This is a genomic window from Pseudomonas sp. H3_A02 (genome assembly GCF_054671965.1).
On record NZ_CP162807.1, the window covers coordinates 5,256,788 to 5,274,291 of the forward strand.

Genomic DNA, 17,504 nt, shown 5'->3' on the forward strand with positions numbered 1-17,504 from the left:
TTCAGTATTCGAGGCGGCCTGACGATTCAAGAAGCCACTGGTTCTACGTCCAAACAACACTGCTCCCTAGGACTGAAGATCTGCATCACATCGACCTAATAAGGTGCTTTTCCCGGGCCAACAGCTTGGCATTGCGCTCAAGGCGTCGCTGATCGCGGGGATCGATACCCTTCGCGACCAGCGCCCTGGCGATATCACGCAGAACGCGAGCATCGCGTAGACCTATTTCAGGATAAGTACCGAGCGAAATACGAGGCTGTTTGCCCGCCCAAGAAAAACGGAAGTGCCAGCTCTTGGTGCCCCTCGTATTCACGAAAAGCGCAAGACCATCAAAATCAGGAAGGGTGTAGTTTTTGGTGCGAGGCTTGGCGTGTCGGACCGCCGTAATGGTAAGGACCATCGTACTAACTCCACTCATAAGAATGAAGGAGTGTTGTACGGTTTTCAGAGGGCCAAGCAGCTCTAAAAACTGATTTACCAAGCGTCGAATTGATGTACTAAAAAGTGTACTAAAAAATCGCGGATGCCAATGTAACAGAATAGACTTTACTGGAACCAAAAAAGAGACCTAAGCCTCTTTTTTTGATCTCTACATACTTCAATGGAAGTCTATAGCAAAATAATTGGAGCGGGAAACGAGACTCGTATCTGGTGTCCGACCCATTGAAATCTAAGGGGTTTCCGTTATTCCTGAAGCAGGAAAGGACTTGATTCTGGACTTGTTTTCGGTGGGTATCAAGAGGAAGGAAGGCGGGATTCCGGGCTGTGCCATTACCTACTACCACTAGCCAATCCGGCGGGAAGCGTCCGGTCTGGAAAGTTAGGCGATGGTTACAAAGTGACGTGCGTTGCCCGTGTGGACTGCAGGATCATTCTCTACGAGCGAACACACACCAATCGAGCCAATGCTGCCTTTGCAGATTCACTCGGCAGAAAAAGCAGCATAACGAGTAAAAAGAGAGGTAAAACTTTTCGAGAGCTTGCTGCTTGAACTCATCACAAAACCGCTGCTACCATGCGATGGCGCCCCGGCAGGCGTATGACTCCCGTCTTTAAAGCTGGTAACGGCACTGCTTTGCTAAACGACTGACTATGAATTCAATCGGTCTGTTGTAGCGGAGACGGGTGACGCTGCGTGATAGGCCGGGAGATATTCATGGTTACCATCGCTACCCCTCCGTCCACTGTCGACGGCATCAAGCGCTTGGCAAAGGCTCTCAAGCGCGAATTTAATATCACTCACCACCAAGCCCTGGATGAGGCTGCTCGCAAAGCAGGCTTCCAGAACTTCTTGCACGCCAAACGTGCGATTACCACGATTGCGGCTCAAAACTACATCGCCTATGTGACGGCGTACTGGGATGACGTCAGCTCCGAGGTTCGATCCTCCGGTCGTTACACAGTAGAGGTTCGCCTCACGCGCCCCCTTTCCGAGTTGCTTATCGACGGCCTTCAGGTTGGCGGCGCCTATTTGAGTAGATTCAAGCTTGAGGCGCCAGATCATCTCGAAATGCGTACCGATGCTAGCAGCCAGGTCAGTGCGATGCAGTATCTGGATCAAGCTAGTTTTACTCTGCTCTTCATGAACTCGACCGGGCTGGTGAGAGTTTTCCGGAATGGGAACGTTAAGGTCATGAATGACCTGGATAGGGTGCCCAAAGCCGATCACATGACCGGCTGGGAGGATCCACAATCGGGCGATTGGTTACTGCTGGATGAGCCCTACATTTCGCCTATGCCGGGATTCAGGAAGGAGTGGCTGCAGGAGCACGGGCTGTATCAAGTGGCGCCAAGATGGCCGGGACTCTACTACCCGGGCCAAGCCGTCCCATACCTGATTTCACCTAGTCAGGAGCTACTCGCGAAGGTACAGGCCCAGGTCGAGGGACTTCCGGACAGTGCTTACCCCAAGGGGATGCCTCAAGAAATGGCGTACGACTCCAAGTTTATTAGCCCAGCCCGCATCGCCTCCGGAAAACAAAGTAGATCGCGCACAATGCCGTTCACCGGTGTCAGAAACGGAGCGATCGCGTACGGCGGAGCGCCTGGGGTTCGTTCTAGGTGGCGCCCCGCGCGGGGCATGTCACTTGAGAAGCACACAACTATTGGGCCCATCCTACATAAGCTCTGCAATAGTTCTATGCGTACTGCCGGCGTAACTGCCAAGGTTCACGAAAAATTAAACCAGGTGCGATCGCGCCTAGAGGACTGGGCTTTCATGGAGCATCCCGGCGGCATTACGGCAGAGGTCGACGCCAAGCTCTACTACGGACGAGCGATTGATGGATATACCACTCCGCAAGACACTCTCAAGGCCATCGAGACTGTCCGAGACTTGCTCCTTAAAGGTTATGAGGAGTGCAAGCCAAGAGCTCAGATGCTTGCAAAGATTGAGGCCGCTGCCGCGGACCTTCAGAAAAAGGTAAATCGTTAGGCGTTGGCTGCTCCCGCATGGCCTGCCTTGCTTTGGGGCAGGCCATGGTTTGTCGTAAGAACTGCAAAACAAACCCAGCATTCGTCTCACGGCTACCGACTGCACCAGATTTGACATGCATGCCTTGTAGACATGATCGACAGAAAACAATCATGTCCCAAAGCGTGGTGTAGCTCATCGTGCCTCTCAAAACCTTACGTTGAGAATACGGCATCGCGGACGTCGCCCGGCCTGCTGTTTGGGTCAGATCGTCACGTCCTGCTCATAGCAGAGAATGAGCGTCGCCTGATTGCTGCCATCTAGGAAAACCATAAATCCAGAGGATCTATTCGGTCATTGCCTCAGTTTTTCCCCGCGATGACGACGACCCCAATCCGGTCTGCCAGATCTAGCACCGTGTCGAATGCATTCGAATCCTCGGTCAAGCTGCGTGACGCCCCCTGCGAATGGAGCGCACCGTCAGGAATCCGGTCCCCAAAGAGCACCACCGCACGTGCAGAATCATCTTGTCGCGACACCCATGACAGCCCTTGCACATCCGGGTATTGACGGTGGATCGCCTCTGCCCATTTGCGCGTTGCGGGGTATTGATCCTTCTCAGTATCGATCAATTGCTTGCGAGTGACGCCCAATTTACGCAGTGGGACACTGGACAGATCAACCAGTTGTAGCGGCTGGCTAACATGGACGACAGAGTGCACCTGCCCAGCTAGCTTACTTTTGTCAAAGCTCTTGAAGCCAGCCGTGTGGGGAACGTCGTGGAAAATGGTTTCCATCAAGGCGCACTCAACTGTTGTGCCGCCATACAAAGTAGGAATCGCCTGGCCCTGATCGTCCTGAATTGGGCTGAAGCGTGCATTGCCGTGCACACCGGGATTGAATTGATCCGGCTGATATTTATCCTGATGCACACGATGGAGCACGTCGCCTTTAGCAAGAACCGTGAACGTCACGTGCAGCGTAGCCGCGGGAACCGGGGTGATGGACGCCGCCAAATCGGTGGCCGGTGTCGCCATGTTATCGCTGGACTCGGTACGCTGCTTAGCCATGGACGATGCCCTGGATCTCATCCAGTGCGGCAGCAATCACCCGATCAGGCGCCGATGCCAACAGGTCCTGAGGTCTTTTGCCGCCCAGAAAACTATTATCGGAGCGAAACCAGTAAGCCATACCCCAGCCGTCCTTGTGGCCAGCGAAAGCCTCGATGACTTTGGCTAATGCCTTGAACGGCCGATAGCCCGCGTCCGGATCCAAGCCGTAACCCGGGAAATAGTCGACCCCACCATGATTGATAGCGAAGATCTGACCTTGCTTTTTCCACTTGTTGGGCTGGGCACTCGGGTTTCGGGTACTCAACTGGGCCACCTGCGCGATATCTGCGGAGGTCAACCAGTCACCGCTCTCCAGCACTGCTTTGCGGGCTTGTACCAGCATCGCCGCTTCCTTGAGCAGACGAGGCGAAGGCGGCTTACGCGTCACAAACGCCTCGGCCAGGCGCTCCAGTGCCTTCGGGTCCTGACGCTCCTGCAGCACCTCATACATCGAGGAGGCCACATGGGCAAAGTTTTCCGCCAACGCTTCAAATACGCCGAGCTTGATACGATCGAAAGACACGACCAGCACTCGATCCGCATGTGAGCGGCTCAAGCTAGCCCGCGCCTCCTTGGGCGTACCCACTAAGGTGGAGACGCCCGACTGCTCTGTAACGCTCATGGAAAATTTCCTCACCAGTTATCTACGCTATCCAATCCTAGCATATCTTGGATAACCCTAGCTCTGACCTACAAGAAGCGCTCTCTCAACACAACTTTTCGTAGCAGCGCACTGGCAAATGGGCGCATTGAGCAATACCCTGCCCGTACCGCCCCAACGTTACGAGCTGAAACATGTCAGGGATTGCCATATTTGAAAGCCCACGTTGGCTACGAGATCTTCTCCGCTTCTTGCCTCTGAAGAGCCAATTCGTCCTGTCAGGCAACATCCGCGACCTGCAGGCCAGTGAAGTGGCGCCCGGCACGGTGACTGCGCAGAGCTTCAACCAAACTCTTTGTAATGCCTTGCTCGATGCCGGCTACACCCAGGTCATCGCCTGGGATCCCGTGTCGGGTTTCCGGGCAGTCGACAAACCCGGCTCCGCCCCTGAAGCCGGCCAGACGTTGCTTCAGGAACTTGGCCTGACTCCGATAAATGGCGCAGCACCCGCAGGTATCGATCTGCTGGGCGCAACCCTGCCACGGCTGGTGGGGCGTGCTGGCGAACCTATCGCGCTGATCATCGATTTCGCCTCACGCCTGGTAGTTCGCAACGACTCCCTCAGCGCGGCTGAACACCAGCTCTTCACCCAAGCCCTGGTGCAATCCCATCAGGCTCGCAGCCGTCCGGCCACGGAGCTGCGCAAACCGTTCTTCAATACCCTGCTCTGGCTGGTGGAAAAAGAAGGCGACTTGCCCGACTGGTTGCTGGTCGACAACCCGCGCCTGCGCCACATTCCCGTGTCCAAACCCGATCAATTGTCCCGCCGTGCATTGGCACCGGCGTTGCTCAAAGGGCTCAGTGGCAGCCAGGGCGCAAGCGAAGTGGTCATGCATCAGGCTGTGGAAGCCTTCGTTCAGAACACCGAGGGATTGCTGCTGCTCGATCTCAGCGCCATTGCGCAACTGGCGCGGGTCGAGGGTGTAGCCATGGAGCAGATTGCCGATGCGGTGCGCCGCTACAAGATCGGTGTCACCGAGGACCCGTGGCTGAAGATCGACCGTCAGCGTATCCGGCATGCGGACGCGCTCGTCCACCAGCGGGTCAAAGGCCAGGAGCATGCGGTGACGCACATGCTCGACATCGTCAAGCGTGCGATGACAGGCGTCGGTGCCAGTCGCAAGGGCAACCGGCCTCGGGGCGTAGCCTTTCTTGCGGGGCCGACCGGCGTGGGCAAGACCGAACTTGCCAAAACGATTACCAGCCTGCTGTTCGGCGACGAAAGTGCATACATTCGCTTCGACATGTCGGAATTCAGCGCCGAACATGCCGATCAACGCCTTATCGGCGCACCGCCCGGCTACGTCGGTTATGACGTCGGCGGTGAGCTGACCAATGCTATCCGCGAGAAGCCGTTCAGCGTGGTGTTATTCGATGAAATCGAAAAAGCCCACCCACGGATTCTCGACAAGTTCCTGCAAATCCTCGACGACGGAGTGCTGACTTCAGGCCGCGGTGATCGGGTGTATTTTTCGGAGGCCCTGATCGTGTTCACTTCCAACCTGGGGATCTATCGCCAGGGCGACAATGGCGAACGCGTTGCCAACGTCCTGCCGGGCGAAGCCTTCGAGCAAGTCCAGGACAAGGTGCACAGCGAGATCGACCGGTATTTCAAGCTCGTGCTCAACCGGCCGGAAATCCTCAATCGAATCGGCGAAAACATCATCGTCTTCGACTTCATTCGCGAAGGCGTTGCAGTGCAGATCTTCGAACAGATGGTCAACGCCACCTTCGACGACCTGCAGGGACAGAACCTGTTTATCGAATTGGCCCCCCAGGCACGCCAGACACTGCACAGCCTCTGTCTGCAGGACCTGTCCAACGGTGGCCGGGGCATCCGCAACCAGTTAGAGGCACGCCTGCTCAACCCCCTGTCGCGGGCACTGTTCGATCAGGACGCGCAACCGGGCGAGCACTTCACGATCACCGAGTTGGACATCACCGGACTTAAGATGGAACGTCGCTGAACATGGACCTTAGCCTGTCGCGCATGCATTTTCCGGTCACTACCCTCGGCCCGGGGCGACGTATTGGCATCTGGCTCCAGGGCTGCAGCATCCGCTGTCCAGGCTGCATCTCTGCCGATACCTGGGGACCCGGGCACCGACGCTTGTCGCTGGAGCAACTGCTTGAACAGATAACCCCCTGGCTGCATGAGGCCGAAGGAATCACCATTTCCGGAGGGGAACCGTTCGACCAGTTCGACGCCCTGCGATCACTGCTCGAAGGCCTGCGTCGGCTCAGCGAGCTCGACATTCTGGTCTACAGTGGCTACTCCCTGGAGCAACTCGACGAGCCGTTGCTCCAGACCAAGGGTTTGATAGATGCCTTGATCAGCGATCCCTATATCGAAGCACTCAGCCAGACCATGGCGTTGCGCGGCAGTGACAATCAACGTCTGAGCCTGCTCACGCCACTGGGCCGCGCACGCCTGGGTCATTACGAACGCCCGCTCGAACCCACCGACAAGGCGCTCGACCTGATGTTTGACGAAAGTGGCAGCGTCTGGATGGCCGGCATCCCACGACGTGACGATCTATTGCGCTTACGCGATCTGCTGCATGAACAAGGCCATCATTTACAGATCAGCGCACACGCGTCGCGACGCCGCTGAGTGGAGCACACCCCATGATACGTTTCTGCCCTAACTGCAAAACCGAGCGCGCCCTCCAGGAAATGTTCTGCGAAGGGCTCATTCAGGAACAACCCTGCGGCTGGGACCTCGCTGGCGAACCCATTCGTGCCGCCGGCTGGCGGCCGCAAGCCGTCTTCACTGAGGAAACCCTCCCGCCAGTCAGTCCGGCTCAGGGGAATGTTCCTGACCTGCTCTGCGAAAATGGTCACCCGATGGTCGATGGGGACTTGATGTGCCTTGAATGTGGTAGCTCACTTGCGCAAGCAACGTCCTACGACGCCCAGCCAGACAGCAGCGAACCAGAGGACATCGCCCAGACCCTGATCGATGGTTGGCGGCTGATTCGTCAGATCAGCAGTACCGACGGCGTGCGAGAACGATACCTCGCCAAGCACGAGGAAACCGCGCAACAAGCGGTCCTGACCCTGTATCGACCCGGCGCCGAACCGGACCCGGCGATCTATGATGTGATCCGCCGACTGCCACGCGAGCACGTCCCCGAAATCATTGCCACCGGCCGTTGGGATGACCGTGCCTATGAGGTCATTGAAGAACTCACCGGCGGCACCCTGGCAGAACTTGGCAGCGTGATCCGCGACAGCGACAGCGTGCACCATGTGGTCAACGAACTGGGCCTGGCGCTGCATGCTTTCAACGAGGCAGGCCTGCGCCATCGTGACCTGCGCCCAGCCAGCCTGCTGGTACGTTCCCGCGAACCGCTGGACCTGGTCATCAGCGGCTTCGGCTCGGCACGCCTGTCCGAGTTCGACTTGGACATCGTGTCGCCACTGGAAACCAGCCGTTACATGGCGCCCGAAGCCATCGCAGGCGGCGTTGCGGCTGCCTCGGACTGGTGGAGTCTGGGCATGATCCTGCTCGAGCAACTGACCCAGGGCGCCTGCTTCGACGGCATCAATGCCAATGCATTTCTTATCCACGTGCTGGCCAACGGAGTACCGATCCCCGACGACCTCGACCCGCGCCTGCACCTGCTGCTGCGAGGTCTGCTGGCACGCGACCGTCATCAGCGCTGGCAATGGCCGCAGGTCGAAGACTGGCTCAACGGTATTACGGTCGAGGCTCCGGCCTCTTCCGTCCAGCAAACGGACGAAGGTGAAGGCGCGACCCTACTGCTGGGCGAGCGCCGCTTCCACAAGCCCGGCGTATTCGCCCTGGCGGCTGCCCAGGCGGATAACTGGCAACAGGCCCTGGACCATTTGCTGCGCGGTGTGATCGTGACGTGGGCCGAGCAGGTCGGTCTCGCCCCTTCTCTAGTCGCCGGCTTGCGTCAGGTCGTTCAGCACGAGGGGATTGAGGACGACTTCCGTCTGATGTTGGCGCTGAGAATCCTCAATCCGGAAATCCCGTTGATTCATCGTGGCGACATCGTCACACCAGGATGGCTACTGGAGCACCCACTGGAAGGCTATCGCCTGATCAGCGGGTCGGTCCCGGACCTACTTGAGCAATTGCAGACCGACAACTGGCTGTCGCGTCTCAAATCCCGCGCCAAAAACGTACGTCAGCGTGCCCTGCACCAACACATCGAGTTGGTGGAAGAGGAACTGCGGGTATTCCTGCTATCGACCTCGCGAGCCAAGCTGTCCACGCAATGGCAAGAGCGCCAACGCCTGTTTCCAGACACCGACCATCCAGGACTGACCTCACTGTCGGAGCGTCGGGTGATCGCCGAAGAAGATCTGATTGTGCTGCTCAGCGCGGCGATCAGTCAGTTCCGTTCGGGGGCCTCAATAGTAGAGGCCGCCGCCGAGCTGGCCAGGGCTGCCGATGTCGGTTGGTTCGACGCCGAAGCGGCGACCCAACTGCTGTTGCATTCGCGGCTTGAGCTGTACCGCAGTGTCGATGAACGCATCCAAGGCTTTGCCCGGTGTGGCGTGCCGGCAGTGGACGAATGGGCCGAGCAGTTCCGCCTGGAGCGACGTATGCCGTTGGCCCAGGCACTGGTGTTGCTCGCCATCCCGTCCAGTCATTGGCTGGAACCACAGAAACAGCAGTACGTCTCACAGATCCTCGACTTCTTCGAGAAAAAGGTGGTGACCGCAGTGATGCGCGGACCACTGGTGCGTATGAGCATCGGCAAGACCACCGCACGGGTCGACATCAATGAACTGAACAGCGAGCGCAGTCCGGCCGCAGCTTTGCTCGATCACCTGCTGCAACGTAATGCCCGGGCAGTGAACCTCGACCCAGAGAGCTTTCAGCTCAACGGCCAGCTGGAATCGCGCCTGCATGCCCTGTACCGGCAAAGCGCGCTGTACAAACGCGACACCGGCATCGACGGACTGTACCTGGGCTTCCCGTTCCTGCTCAATCGCGACCCTCGCGGCACCACGCGTACGCGGATCATCCCGCTCCTACTGTGGCCCGTGAAACTGTTGCTGGAGCTGGGTTCTCGTGGTCACGCCGCCTTGGCGTTCGACAGTGAGCGTGAGGAAGTGCGGCTCAACCCCGCGTTGGAAAGCGTGCTCGGCGCCGAAACCTGCAAACGTTGGCGCAAGACCGTCGATGAACTGCTGGGCCGCTCGTCAATTCGTGCGACGGATGTGATGGACGCCTTCGGCATGCTCGCCACCATTCGCTCACGCGCCCTTGGCAACCTGCCCGCCAGCAGCGTGGAGATTGCGCCCTACCAAGACGAACTGGACTGCGCGGCGGTGCTGTTTCACGTGACCTTCATGGGACAAGCCATCGGTGAAGACCTGCGCCAACTGAAAACCCTGTCGCCCGCCGGTACCGGCCTGGAAACGGCGTTGCGCCTCAAAACTGCCGACGAAACCGCGCACGAGGCACCGCCAGGCGAGCTGCAACGCTACTTCACCGTGGCCAGCGATCCCTCCCAAGAAGCGGCCGTGATCCAGGCCCGACAAAGCCCGGGACTGCTGGTCGAGGGGCCACCCGGAACCGGCAAGAGCCAGACCATCGTCAACATGGTCGCCGACGCCATCGGCCGCCAGCGCAGCTTGCTTATCGTCTGCCAGAAGCATGCGGCGCTGGAGGTCGTGTACAAACGCCTGGTCGCCGAAGGCCTCGGCCAACGCATCGTCATGCTCAATGACGTGAACCGAGACCGCGAGCCCGTCATTCGCGGTATTCGCGAACAACTGGAAAGCCTGTTCACGAACGGCAGCCAGGCGCAGGGCTGGCAGCGCCAGCGCGAGCAGGTCGCAGCCCGCATCGAGACCCTGGAGGGCGAACTCGACCGCTTCCACCAGAGCCTGCACCGCCTGGATGAAAATACCGGCCTCAGTTATCGCAGGCTGCTCGGCGAGCTGATTGAATTGGAATCCGGCCCGGCGCCGCTCGAGTATCCGGCCCTGCGCCAACGCCTGGCCTCCCTGGACCTCGCTAGCCTGACTCGTTTGGAGGAAAGCTGCGCCCCTCTGATTCGCCTGTGGTTGCCCGCACGCTACGAAGGCAGTCCATTGGCCCAGTTACAGTCGTTCGCCTCCGACCGGGCGACTTTGCAGGCTTTCACCGACAATCTGCACAGTTTCACCCAAGCCGAACACAACCGTCAGGCCACGCTGCAAGCACACCCTGCCAGCTTCGAAATCGACGACCCGGTGCCGTACCGTAACTGGATAGCGGCCCATGTCGCAGCCCTGCTCGACCTGAAGCAAGAGCAACGTCTGCGCCTTGCGCGGTGGCTACCGCTTTTCCGCAGCCGCGAAGCGGGCCAACCTCCACGGGGAGAGTCGATTCTCGGTGAACTACAGCAACTGGATCAGCAACTTGGCCAATTGGATCAGGACCACTACGCCCCCGCCTTGTCACCGGCCCTCTGCCTGCTCGAAAACAAGGCCCTCAGGCATCTGGATCAAGACTGCACCAAGGTCATGGCAGCCCGGTCCTGGTTGGCGAACATCAACCCGATGCATCTGTTGCGGCGCAACCGACTGCGCAACTTCCTTCAGGGCCAGGGGGAAAGCCGTGTTATTGAAGCACTACCAACCCTGCAGGCAGCCATCCGCCTTGAAAGCCAGTGGCGACCATTGCGCGCCGAGCTGAGCACCCTGCACCAGACGTTGGAACTGGAAGCTGTAAGTAGGCAAGCCTGCCTGGAATTGATCAGCTTCGTGAAGAGCGACATCCGCCACCTGCTGGAAATCCAGGCGCTGGCCGTGGCATTGGCGCAATCACCTCGCGCCCGGCAGGCCGATGAGGCCGCCCTCGCCGGCGACAAGCAGCATCTCGAGGCTCTGCTCAGCGATCTCGATGCTTCGCTGATGCGCCATGGCGTTCGCCAATCCAGCCTCGATCAACTCAAGGTACTCGGCGACTGGCTGGGTGAAGAACTGGTGCAGCAGCTGCAGCACGCCATCGAGCACAATCTGAGCAATCAACTGTCTCTTGATCAGTTGCATGAAGCTCTGCCCTCCCTGGCCGCCTACCAGGCATTCCGCGGGCGCGCTGCTCAGTTGACAGCAGCCGACCTGGAGCTGCTCGCATTGCTGCGCCAACGCCAGGAACAGTTGGACAACATCGCGCCCGAGCAGCTTGAAGCCGCGGTGCGGCGCCTGCTCAACCGCGAAGCTCGACTGGGTTGGAAACACCGCGTCGAGCAAACCAATCCCGAACTGCTGTTCAGCCAGGACGAAGCCCGTGCCAAAGTCGCCAGCCTCGCGCAAGCCGATGCGCAGATGCGGCTGCTCAATCGCGAGCTGCTGGCCAAAGCCATCAACCTTGATCACCTGGGTAATCGCAAACAATGGGAGGATGTCACTCGTCTGACTGGCAAACGCTCACGACGCCTGCGCGAATTCATTGAACTGGGCAGTCACTTAGGCCTGATGAGCCTACGCCCGGTGTGGTTGATGAACCCGGACGTCGCCAGCCGTGTGCTGCCGCTCAAGGCAGGCCTGTTCGATACCGTTATCTACGACGAAGCCTCACAGATGCCGGTTGAGTTCGCCCTGCCGACCCTGTTCCGCGGGCAGGTCACTGTGGTCAGCGGCGATGAGAAGCAAATGCCGCCGACGGCATTCTTTTCCAGTCGCATCGAAAGCGACGAAGCCGAAGTGTTTGATGGCGACGAACCTGATGAAGACGCGGATGAGGAACAGCGCGAAGCGTTCGAAGACACTTGGAATCGTCGCGAGATCAAGGATTGCCCCGACCTGCTGCAGCTGGCGCGCAACGCCCTGCCCAGCACCACATTGCAGATCCACTACCGTTCGGCCTACCGTGAACTGATCGGCTTTTCCAACGCTTCGTTCTATGGCAATCGCCTGAACGTTCCGGTCCGTCACCCGCAAGCGAGCATCCAGCGCATCAAGCCGCTGGAGCTGATCCAGGTCGGTGGGTTGTATCAAAACCAGAGCAACGTCCAGGAAGCCGAACGGGTCGTCGAATACCTGAACGAATTGTGGCAGGAGCCTTACGACCAGCGCCCCTCGGTGGGTGTCGTCACCTTCAACCGCAAGCAGGCCGACCTCATCGAGGAGCACTTGGAGCAGCGGGCAGAGCAGGATGAACTGTTCCGCGCCGCCTACACCCAGGAGCGCGAGCGCAGCGAAGACGGCGAGGACATGTCGGTGTTCGTCAAGAACGTGGAGAACGTGCAGGGGGATGAACGCGACATCATCGTCTTCTCCTCCACCTTCGGTCGCAACAGCCAAGGCACATTTCGCCGCAGCTTCGGTGTACTGGGGCAGACGGGTGGCGAACGACGCCTGAACGTGGCGGTGACCCGCGCCCGGCGCAAGGTGGTGATGATCACGTCGATGCCGATCGCCGACATCTCCGACATGCTCAACACTCACCGTGCCCCCAACAGCCCGCGAGACTATCTGCAAGGCTATCTGGAATATGCTCGCGCGCTCTCCTCGGGCGAGTTCAGCAGCAGTACCAAGTTGCTGGAGCGCCTGCAGACCGACCGCAGCAGCCAGCATCGTGAGCAAGGTCAGCAACGCGACGGCTTTGTCAGGCTGGTCGGTGAATTCATTCATTCCCTGGGATGGCAGGCCGCTCCCGCCAGTGAAGGCGACGCTTTCGGTCTCGACTTCGCCATCGAGAATCCAGGCACGGGCCTTTACGCAATCGGCATCGAGTGCGATGCGCCTTGCCATAATCTGCTGGAACGTGCCCGCGCCCGGGAAATTTGGCGCCCATCCGTGCTGCACCGCGCCATCCCGCACATCCATCGTGTGTCGTCGCAAGCTTGGTATCACAGCGGCGACAGCGAACGCTCACGGCTGCGTGAAGCAATCGAACACGCCATGCAAGCCGAGCAGCCGCTGCAACCCAGCCCTACTTCAGTTGATAAGGAAATCTGCCAATGAGTGGTCCCAAGGTCGTTCGCATTGTTACCCGCGAAGAAATCATCGCCATTTGTGAAGGCCACCTGCAACGCCTGGAACGCGCCGTGGACCGCTGGCAGACACAGGCCACAAGGCTTGGCGAACTCAGTGAACAGGAGCGCTCCGCCTTCTTGGAGCGACACACTCGCCTTCGCGCTCTGCTGGCAGAAGACCGATTGGCAGAACTGCAGAAGGCCGTTCCAGTGGAGATCGAGCACCTACACCGTGACTTGGAGGACCGCGAAGAGCGCGCGATCATTCGCGCTGCCGAACGACGCCAACGCGACCGACGCGTCCAGGAAAACGCAGAAACCCTGCTTGACGCTTTGCAAGCCAACCCCGAAAGCGTCGATCAGGCCTTGCTGGAATCCCTCTCCCGATTGGCCAGCGGTGCCAGTCGTGAAGATGCCGAACGTCTGCTGGCCGAGGGGTTCGGCCACTTGAGCAAGGCAAACGAGGAGCCAACCCTAAGCGATACCCAACGCGCCCTCGCGCAGCAACTCAAGCTCGACGAACCCGAGCTTTCCCTGCGCGAATGGATTGCGGCCCGGGAGCCGGATGCAACGCGCGACGTACGGTTGCTACGCATTGACCGCCACATCGTGGAGCTGCAACTGCTGCAAGGCGCTGAGTGTGCCGCGCCGTTCCTCCTGGCACTGGAACGCGCTGAAACGGAAGCCGATGCCAAGCGGCGCAACCTGCTGCTCGACAGCCTAGTACTCGACCTCGCCGCTGCCACCCGAAACTTCCAGAGACAGCGCGAGTGTCTCGAACAAATGCAGGATCTGGCCAGCGAAGTCAAAACCTACACAGGCATCGAACACGCGACCTTGCTCGGTCATATTGGCGCTTGTACAACCGACACCGAGCTCTCGGTAATGACCGGACTGATCGAGCAGTGTAAAACGCTTATCGCTTCCCACTTACAGGACCAGGCCGCCCTCGCCCGCCGCGAAGCCGTGCTCGGCGGGTTGGCCAGCCTCGGCTACGAAGTGCGCGAAGGCATGGCGACTGCCTGGGCAGAAACCGGCAAGGTCGTGCTGCGCAAGGCCGCTACCCCCGGCTACGGAGTGGAAGTGGGTGGAAAAGCCGACAATGGCCGCATGCAGGTTCGCGCCATAGCCCTCAGCAGCGATCGCGACAAGGCGCGGGATCGCGATATTGAAACCATCTGGTGCGGCGAATTCCAGCGGCTGCAAGCCTTATTGAAAGACAAGGGCAGCGAGTTACTCATCGAGCGTGCGCTTTCGGTAGGTGAGGTTCCACTTAAAGAAACGAATATTTCCGAGTCGGGCGTAGAAACAATTGCTGGTCAACAGAATGCATTTCTTAAATGAACCGCTGAGGCTCACCCCACCGCAAGCCATTGCCAACATACTCCGCCGCCAGAAATCATGGTGCCCGTGTGAGGCATGCTTTCGCACCGCGGACCTGCCGCCGATGATCCGGGCTGCCCGCATCATCGACGATTGACTTTATTGTCCGTTTTTAACCCGACTCCAAACACGCGTGCGCAGCCGGTCGGTCTCCAGCGGCATCGCTTCCAGCACAAAGAGTTTCTTCATCACGCTTTCAGGCGGGTACACCATCGGGTCGTTGAGAATGGCCTTGTCGACCATGCCTTCAGCGGCAGCATTGCCGTTGGCATAGTGCACGTGGTTGCTGATGTCAGCCATGACGTTGGGGTCCAGCAGGTAATTCAGAAACGCGTAACCGGCAGCTTCATTCGGAGCATCGGCAGGCATGGCGACCATGTCGAACCACATGGGTGAGCCTTCCTTGGGGATGGCGTAGGCAATCTGTTGGCCATTGCCGGCCTCATTGGCTCTGGCGGCCGCCTGCATCACGTCGCCAGAGAACCCGACGACCAGACACACGTCTCCCGTTGCAAGATCGCTGGTGTACTTGGAGTTGTGGAAGTAATTCACATAGGGCCGCACTTTGAGTAGCAGCGCCTGGGCCTTCTCGTAGTCGGCCTTGTCCTTGCTGTGATGCCCAAGCCCCAGGTAGTTCAAGGCGATGGGAAGGATCTCGGGGCCGTTGTCGAGCATGGCTACGCCGCATCGGGCGAGTTTTTTCATGTTCTCCGGCTTGAAGATGATGTCCCATGAGTCTATCGGTACATCGCCCAGGACTGCCTTGACCTTGGCGACGTTGTAGCCGATGCCGGTGCTGCCCCACAGGTACGGGAAACCGTATCGGTTGCCCGGATCGTTGGCCTCCAGAACTTTCATCAGCGTCGGGTTGAGGTTCTGCCAGTTCGGCAGTTTGCTACGGTCCAGCGGTTTCAGCGCACCGGCCTTGATCTGCCGGGCCATGAAGTGGTTGGAGGGAAACACCACGTCATACCCGGAACGGCCGGCCATCAGTTTGGCGTCGAGGACCTCGTTGCTGTCGTACACGTCATACTGAGTCGGGTGCCCGGTATGGCTGGTAAAGTTTTGCAGGGTATCTGGGGCAATGTAACTGCTCCAGTTGTAGATCCTGACGGTGTCTGCCGCCTGAGCGGTGGACGCGATCAACAGTAGCGGAACGATCGATTTCAACATACGAGACCTCAACCTTTGTTCTAAGCGTTATGGATGAAGGCAGTTCAGAAAATCAGCACATAGCTTTTGCGAACGGTTTCTTGTATGTCCCAGACTCCCGTGGTGTTCGCAGGCAACATCAATGCGTCGCCGGCCTGGATATAAAGAGCCTCACCGCCATCCGGGGTGAAGGTGCAGCGTCCCTGGATGAAATGGCAGAACTCCTGTTGCACGATCTGGCGCCGCCAGCGGCCGGGGGTGCATTCCCACACGCCGGCTTCGACGCCGTCATCGCGTTCAACGCTTGTCGTGGCAACCTTTGAAACCGGCTCACCCAGCGGTACGCCGACAGCGCTCGATTCCCCGAGAGGCAAGTGTGGGGTGTCGCGAAAATGATCGATCTTCATGCGAACGGCTCCTTGGACTTCATCAATCGTTCCATGCAACCCGCCAGACCCTCGGCCATCCGGCGACGCCAGCGCGGTACATGGAGGTTGGCCAATATCCGATCCTCGTGAACAAAGCTCTGGATAATGGCGTTGTAACCCAGCCAGCGCAGGGGCTCTGGCTCCCAGCGTGGCAACGAGGCCAGCGGACGGTCGGCCCACACCCAAGGCTGGCGTGTCAGTTCGTTGTCCTGACCAAGAATCAGCGCGGCCACGGTACGGCCACCCAGGTTGCTGGCGCCTACGCCTTCACCGCCATAGCCACCGGCGAGTGCGATCTTCTGGCGACGGTCGGCCAGCATGTGCGGGTGAAAATGCCGGGCGACACCCAGGTTGCCGCCCCAGGCGTGAGTCAGGCGAACATTGCGCAAAACCGGGAATAGTTCGCTAAACAGGTACTGGCGCAACTCACGTTCGGCCTGACTGAGGTTGAAGTCACTGCGCAGGCGACCTCCAAAGCGATAGCCACCGCGGGCACCAAATACCAGGCGGTCATCGCGGCTGCGCTGACCGTAGGTGACTTGTCGACTGTTTTCGCTGAAAGCCTGGCCACGGCTGAGTCCGATTTCGGCCCATACGTCCGCCGGGAGCGGCTCAGTCGCAACGATCAGGCTCTGCGCGGCCAGTTGATATTTGTTCAACGGGGGCAAGGCACTGGCATACCCCTCGACGGCCGGCACCACCCAATCGGCGCTCACCCGACCGTGCTCGGTTCGAACTTGGCCTGCCGTCCAGTCGAGCACAGCGCTTTGCTCGAAAATCCGCACACCCATGCGTTCCACGACATCGGCTAGCCCCCGTACCAACCGGGCAGGTTGAAGGGTCGCGCAGTGAGGTGAATACAGGGCGCCGTACGCCTGGGCCACATTCAATTGTTCGCACAAGGCCTGAGCGCTCAACCAGCGATAATCGTCCTCACCCAGGCCTTGGGCACGGGCGGCAGCGAGTTGTTCGCGCAGGCGCCGTTCTTGCTCGGGATACCGCGCCGCGCAGTACAGCACTCCGCCTTTACGCAGTTCGCAATCGATGCTTTCGACGTGGCACACCCGCGCCACTTCATCGGGAATTCCGTGCAGCAGTTGATATCCTGCATGACGCTGCGCGGCAGGCAAGGGCCCCAGGAGTCGGTCTTCGCCGAGCAGATTACCCATCAACCAGCCGCCATTGCGACCGGAGGCGCCGAAACCGGCAATCTGTGCTTCAACTATGACGATATCCAGGTGCGGTGCTTGCTGCTTGAGGTAATAGGCCGTCCAAAGGCCGCTGTAGCCGGCACCGATGATCACCACATCGGCTCGCAGATCCTGATGCAACGCCGGACGCGGCGTCAGCGCCTCGTCGACTTGCTCCATCCACAAACTCACACCACCCCAACCAGCCATTACCTGC

General features: G+C 59.3%; 10 protein-coding genes and 1 pseudogene. 5 read left to right on the forward strand and 6 right to left on the reverse strand.

Annotation, left to right across the window (positions count from 1 at the left end; all coding sequences use genetic code 11):
* Positions 1 to 133 precede the first annotated feature (133 nt).
* Positions 134 to 400, reverse strand: a pseudogene (locus tag AB4N80_RS23080) (Arm DNA-binding domain-containing protein); the annotation flags it as partial.
* Positions 401 to 1,156: 756 nt separating this feature from the next.
* Here AB4N80_RS23080 and AB4N80_RS23085 point away from each other — a divergent pair.
* Positions 1,157 to 2,434, forward strand: coding sequence for a DUF5623 domain-containing protein (locus tag AB4N80_RS23085; protein WP_460078983.1), 1,278 nt, complete (start codon positions 1,157 to 1,159; stop codon positions 2,432 to 2,434).
* Positions 2,435 to 2,775: 341 nt separating this feature from the next.
* Here the strand turns inward: AB4N80_RS23085 and AB4N80_RS23090 are convergent, their stop codons facing one another.
* Positions 2,776 to 3,483 (reverse strand): RES family NAD+ phosphorylase, encoded by a 708-nt coding sequence (locus AB4N80_RS23090; RefSeq protein ID WP_460078985.1) that lies wholly within the window; start codon positions 3,481 to 3,483, stop codon positions 2,776 to 2,778.
* On the reverse strand, positions 3,476 to 4,147 hold the full coding sequence (locus AB4N80_RS23095) for a hypothetical protein (protein ID WP_460078988.1): 672 nt from the start codon (positions 4,145 to 4,147) through the stop codon (positions 3,476 to 3,478). The genes AB4N80_RS23090 and AB4N80_RS23095 overlap by 8 nt, the downstream gene beginning before the upstream one ends.
* 173 nt (positions 4,148 to 4,320) lie before the next feature.
* Here AB4N80_RS23095 and AB4N80_RS23100 point away from each other — a divergent pair, with 173 nt between their 5' ends.
* The 4 genes from AB4N80_RS23100 to AB4N80_RS23115 are packed head-to-tail and all read left to right on the forward strand — an operon-like array spanning position 4,321 to position 14,478.
* Positions 4,321 to 6,153 (forward strand): AAA family ATPase, encoded by a 1,833-nt coding sequence (locus AB4N80_RS23100; protein ID WP_460078990.1) that lies wholly within the window; start codon positions 4,321 to 4,323, stop codon positions 6,151 to 6,153.
* A gap of 2 nt (positions 6,154 to 6,155) precedes the next feature.
* A complete protein-coding gene (locus AB4N80_RS23105) occupies positions 6,156 to 6,800 on the forward strand; it encodes a 4Fe-4S single cluster domain-containing protein (RefSeq protein WP_460078993.1) in 645 nt (214 codons plus the stop codon).
* Between the two features lie 14 nt (positions 6,801 to 6,814).
* On the forward strand, positions 6,815 to 13,123 hold the full coding sequence (locus AB4N80_RS23110) for an AAA domain-containing protein (RefSeq protein WP_460078995.1): 6,309 nt from the start codon (positions 6,815 to 6,817) through the stop codon (positions 13,121 to 13,123).
* The gene (locus tag AB4N80_RS23115; protein WP_258632729.1) at positions 13,120 to 14,478 is read left to right on the forward strand and encodes a coiled-coil domain-containing protein; all 1,359 of its coding nucleotides are present in this window, start codon (positions 13,120 to 13,122) and stop codon (positions 14,476 to 14,478) included. The genes AB4N80_RS23110 and AB4N80_RS23115 overlap by 4 nt, the downstream gene beginning before the upstream one ends.
* Positions 14,479 to 14,616: 138 nt before the next feature.
* Here the strand turns inward: AB4N80_RS23115 and AB4N80_RS23120 are convergent, their stop codons facing one another.
* The 3 genes from AB4N80_RS23120 to AB4N80_RS23130 are packed head-to-tail and all read right to left on the reverse strand — an operon-like array spanning position 14,617 to position 17,497.
* Positions 14,617 to 15,690: a polyamine ABC transporter substrate-binding protein gene (locus AB4N80_RS23120; protein WP_109755298.1), complete on the reverse strand. Its 1,074-nt coding sequence runs from the start codon at positions 15,688 to 15,690 to the stop codon at positions 14,617 to 14,619.
* Positions 15,691 to 15,734: 44 nt separating this feature from the next.
* Entirely contained in the window at positions 15,735 to 16,076 is a 342-nt protein-coding gene (locus AB4N80_RS23125; protein WP_460078998.1) for a cupin domain-containing protein, read from the reverse strand.
* Positions 16,073 to 17,497, reverse strand: coding sequence for an NAD(P)/FAD-dependent oxidoreductase (locus AB4N80_RS23130; RefSeq protein ID WP_460079000.1), 1,425 nt, complete (start codon positions 17,495 to 17,497; stop codon positions 16,073 to 16,075). The genes AB4N80_RS23125 and AB4N80_RS23130 overlap by 4 nt, the downstream gene beginning before the upstream one ends.
* Positions 17,498 to 17,504 lie beyond the last annotated feature (7 nt).

Excerpts from the sequence above, each read along its gene's own strand:
- AB4N80_RS23110 (WP_460078995.1), top strand. The coding sequence starts at position 6,815 with ATGATACGTTTCTGCCCTAACTGCAAAACCGAGCGCGCCCTCCAGGAA.
- AB4N80_RS23115 (WP_258632729.1), top strand. The coding sequence starts at position 13,120 with ATGAGTGGTCCCAAGGTCGTTCGCATTGTTACCCGCGAAGAAATCATC.
- AB4N80_RS23090 (WP_460078985.1), bottom strand. The coding sequence starts at position 3,483 with ATGGCTAAGCAGCGTACCGAGTCCAGCGATAACATGGCGACACCGGCC.
- AB4N80_RS23100 (WP_460078990.1), top strand. The coding sequence starts at position 4,321 with ATGTCAGGGATTGCCATATTTGAAAGCCCACGTTGGCTACGAGATCTT.
- AB4N80_RS23130 (WP_460079000.1), bottom strand. The coding sequence starts at position 17,497 with ATGGCTGGTTGGGGTGGTGTGAGTTTGTGGATGGAGCAAGTCGACGAG.
- AB4N80_RS23095 (WP_460078988.1), bottom strand. The coding sequence starts at position 4,147 with ATGAGCGTTACAGAGCAGTCGGGCGTCTCCACCTTAGTGGGTACGCCC.
- AB4N80_RS23085 (WP_460078983.1), top strand. The coding sequence starts at position 1,157 with ATGGTTACCATCGCTACCCCTCCGTCCACTGTCGACGGCATCAAGCGC.
- AB4N80_RS23105 (WP_460078993.1), top strand. The coding sequence starts at position 6,156 with ATGGACCTTAGCCTGTCGCGCATGCATTTTCCGGTCACTACCCTCGGC.
- AB4N80_RS23125 (WP_460078998.1), bottom strand. The coding sequence starts at position 16,076 with ATGAAGATCGATCATTTTCGCGACACCCCACACTTGCCTCTCGGGGAA.
- AB4N80_RS23120 (WP_109755298.1), bottom strand. The coding sequence starts at position 15,690 with ATGTTGAAATCGATCGTTCCGCTACTGTTGATCGCGTCCACCGCTCAG.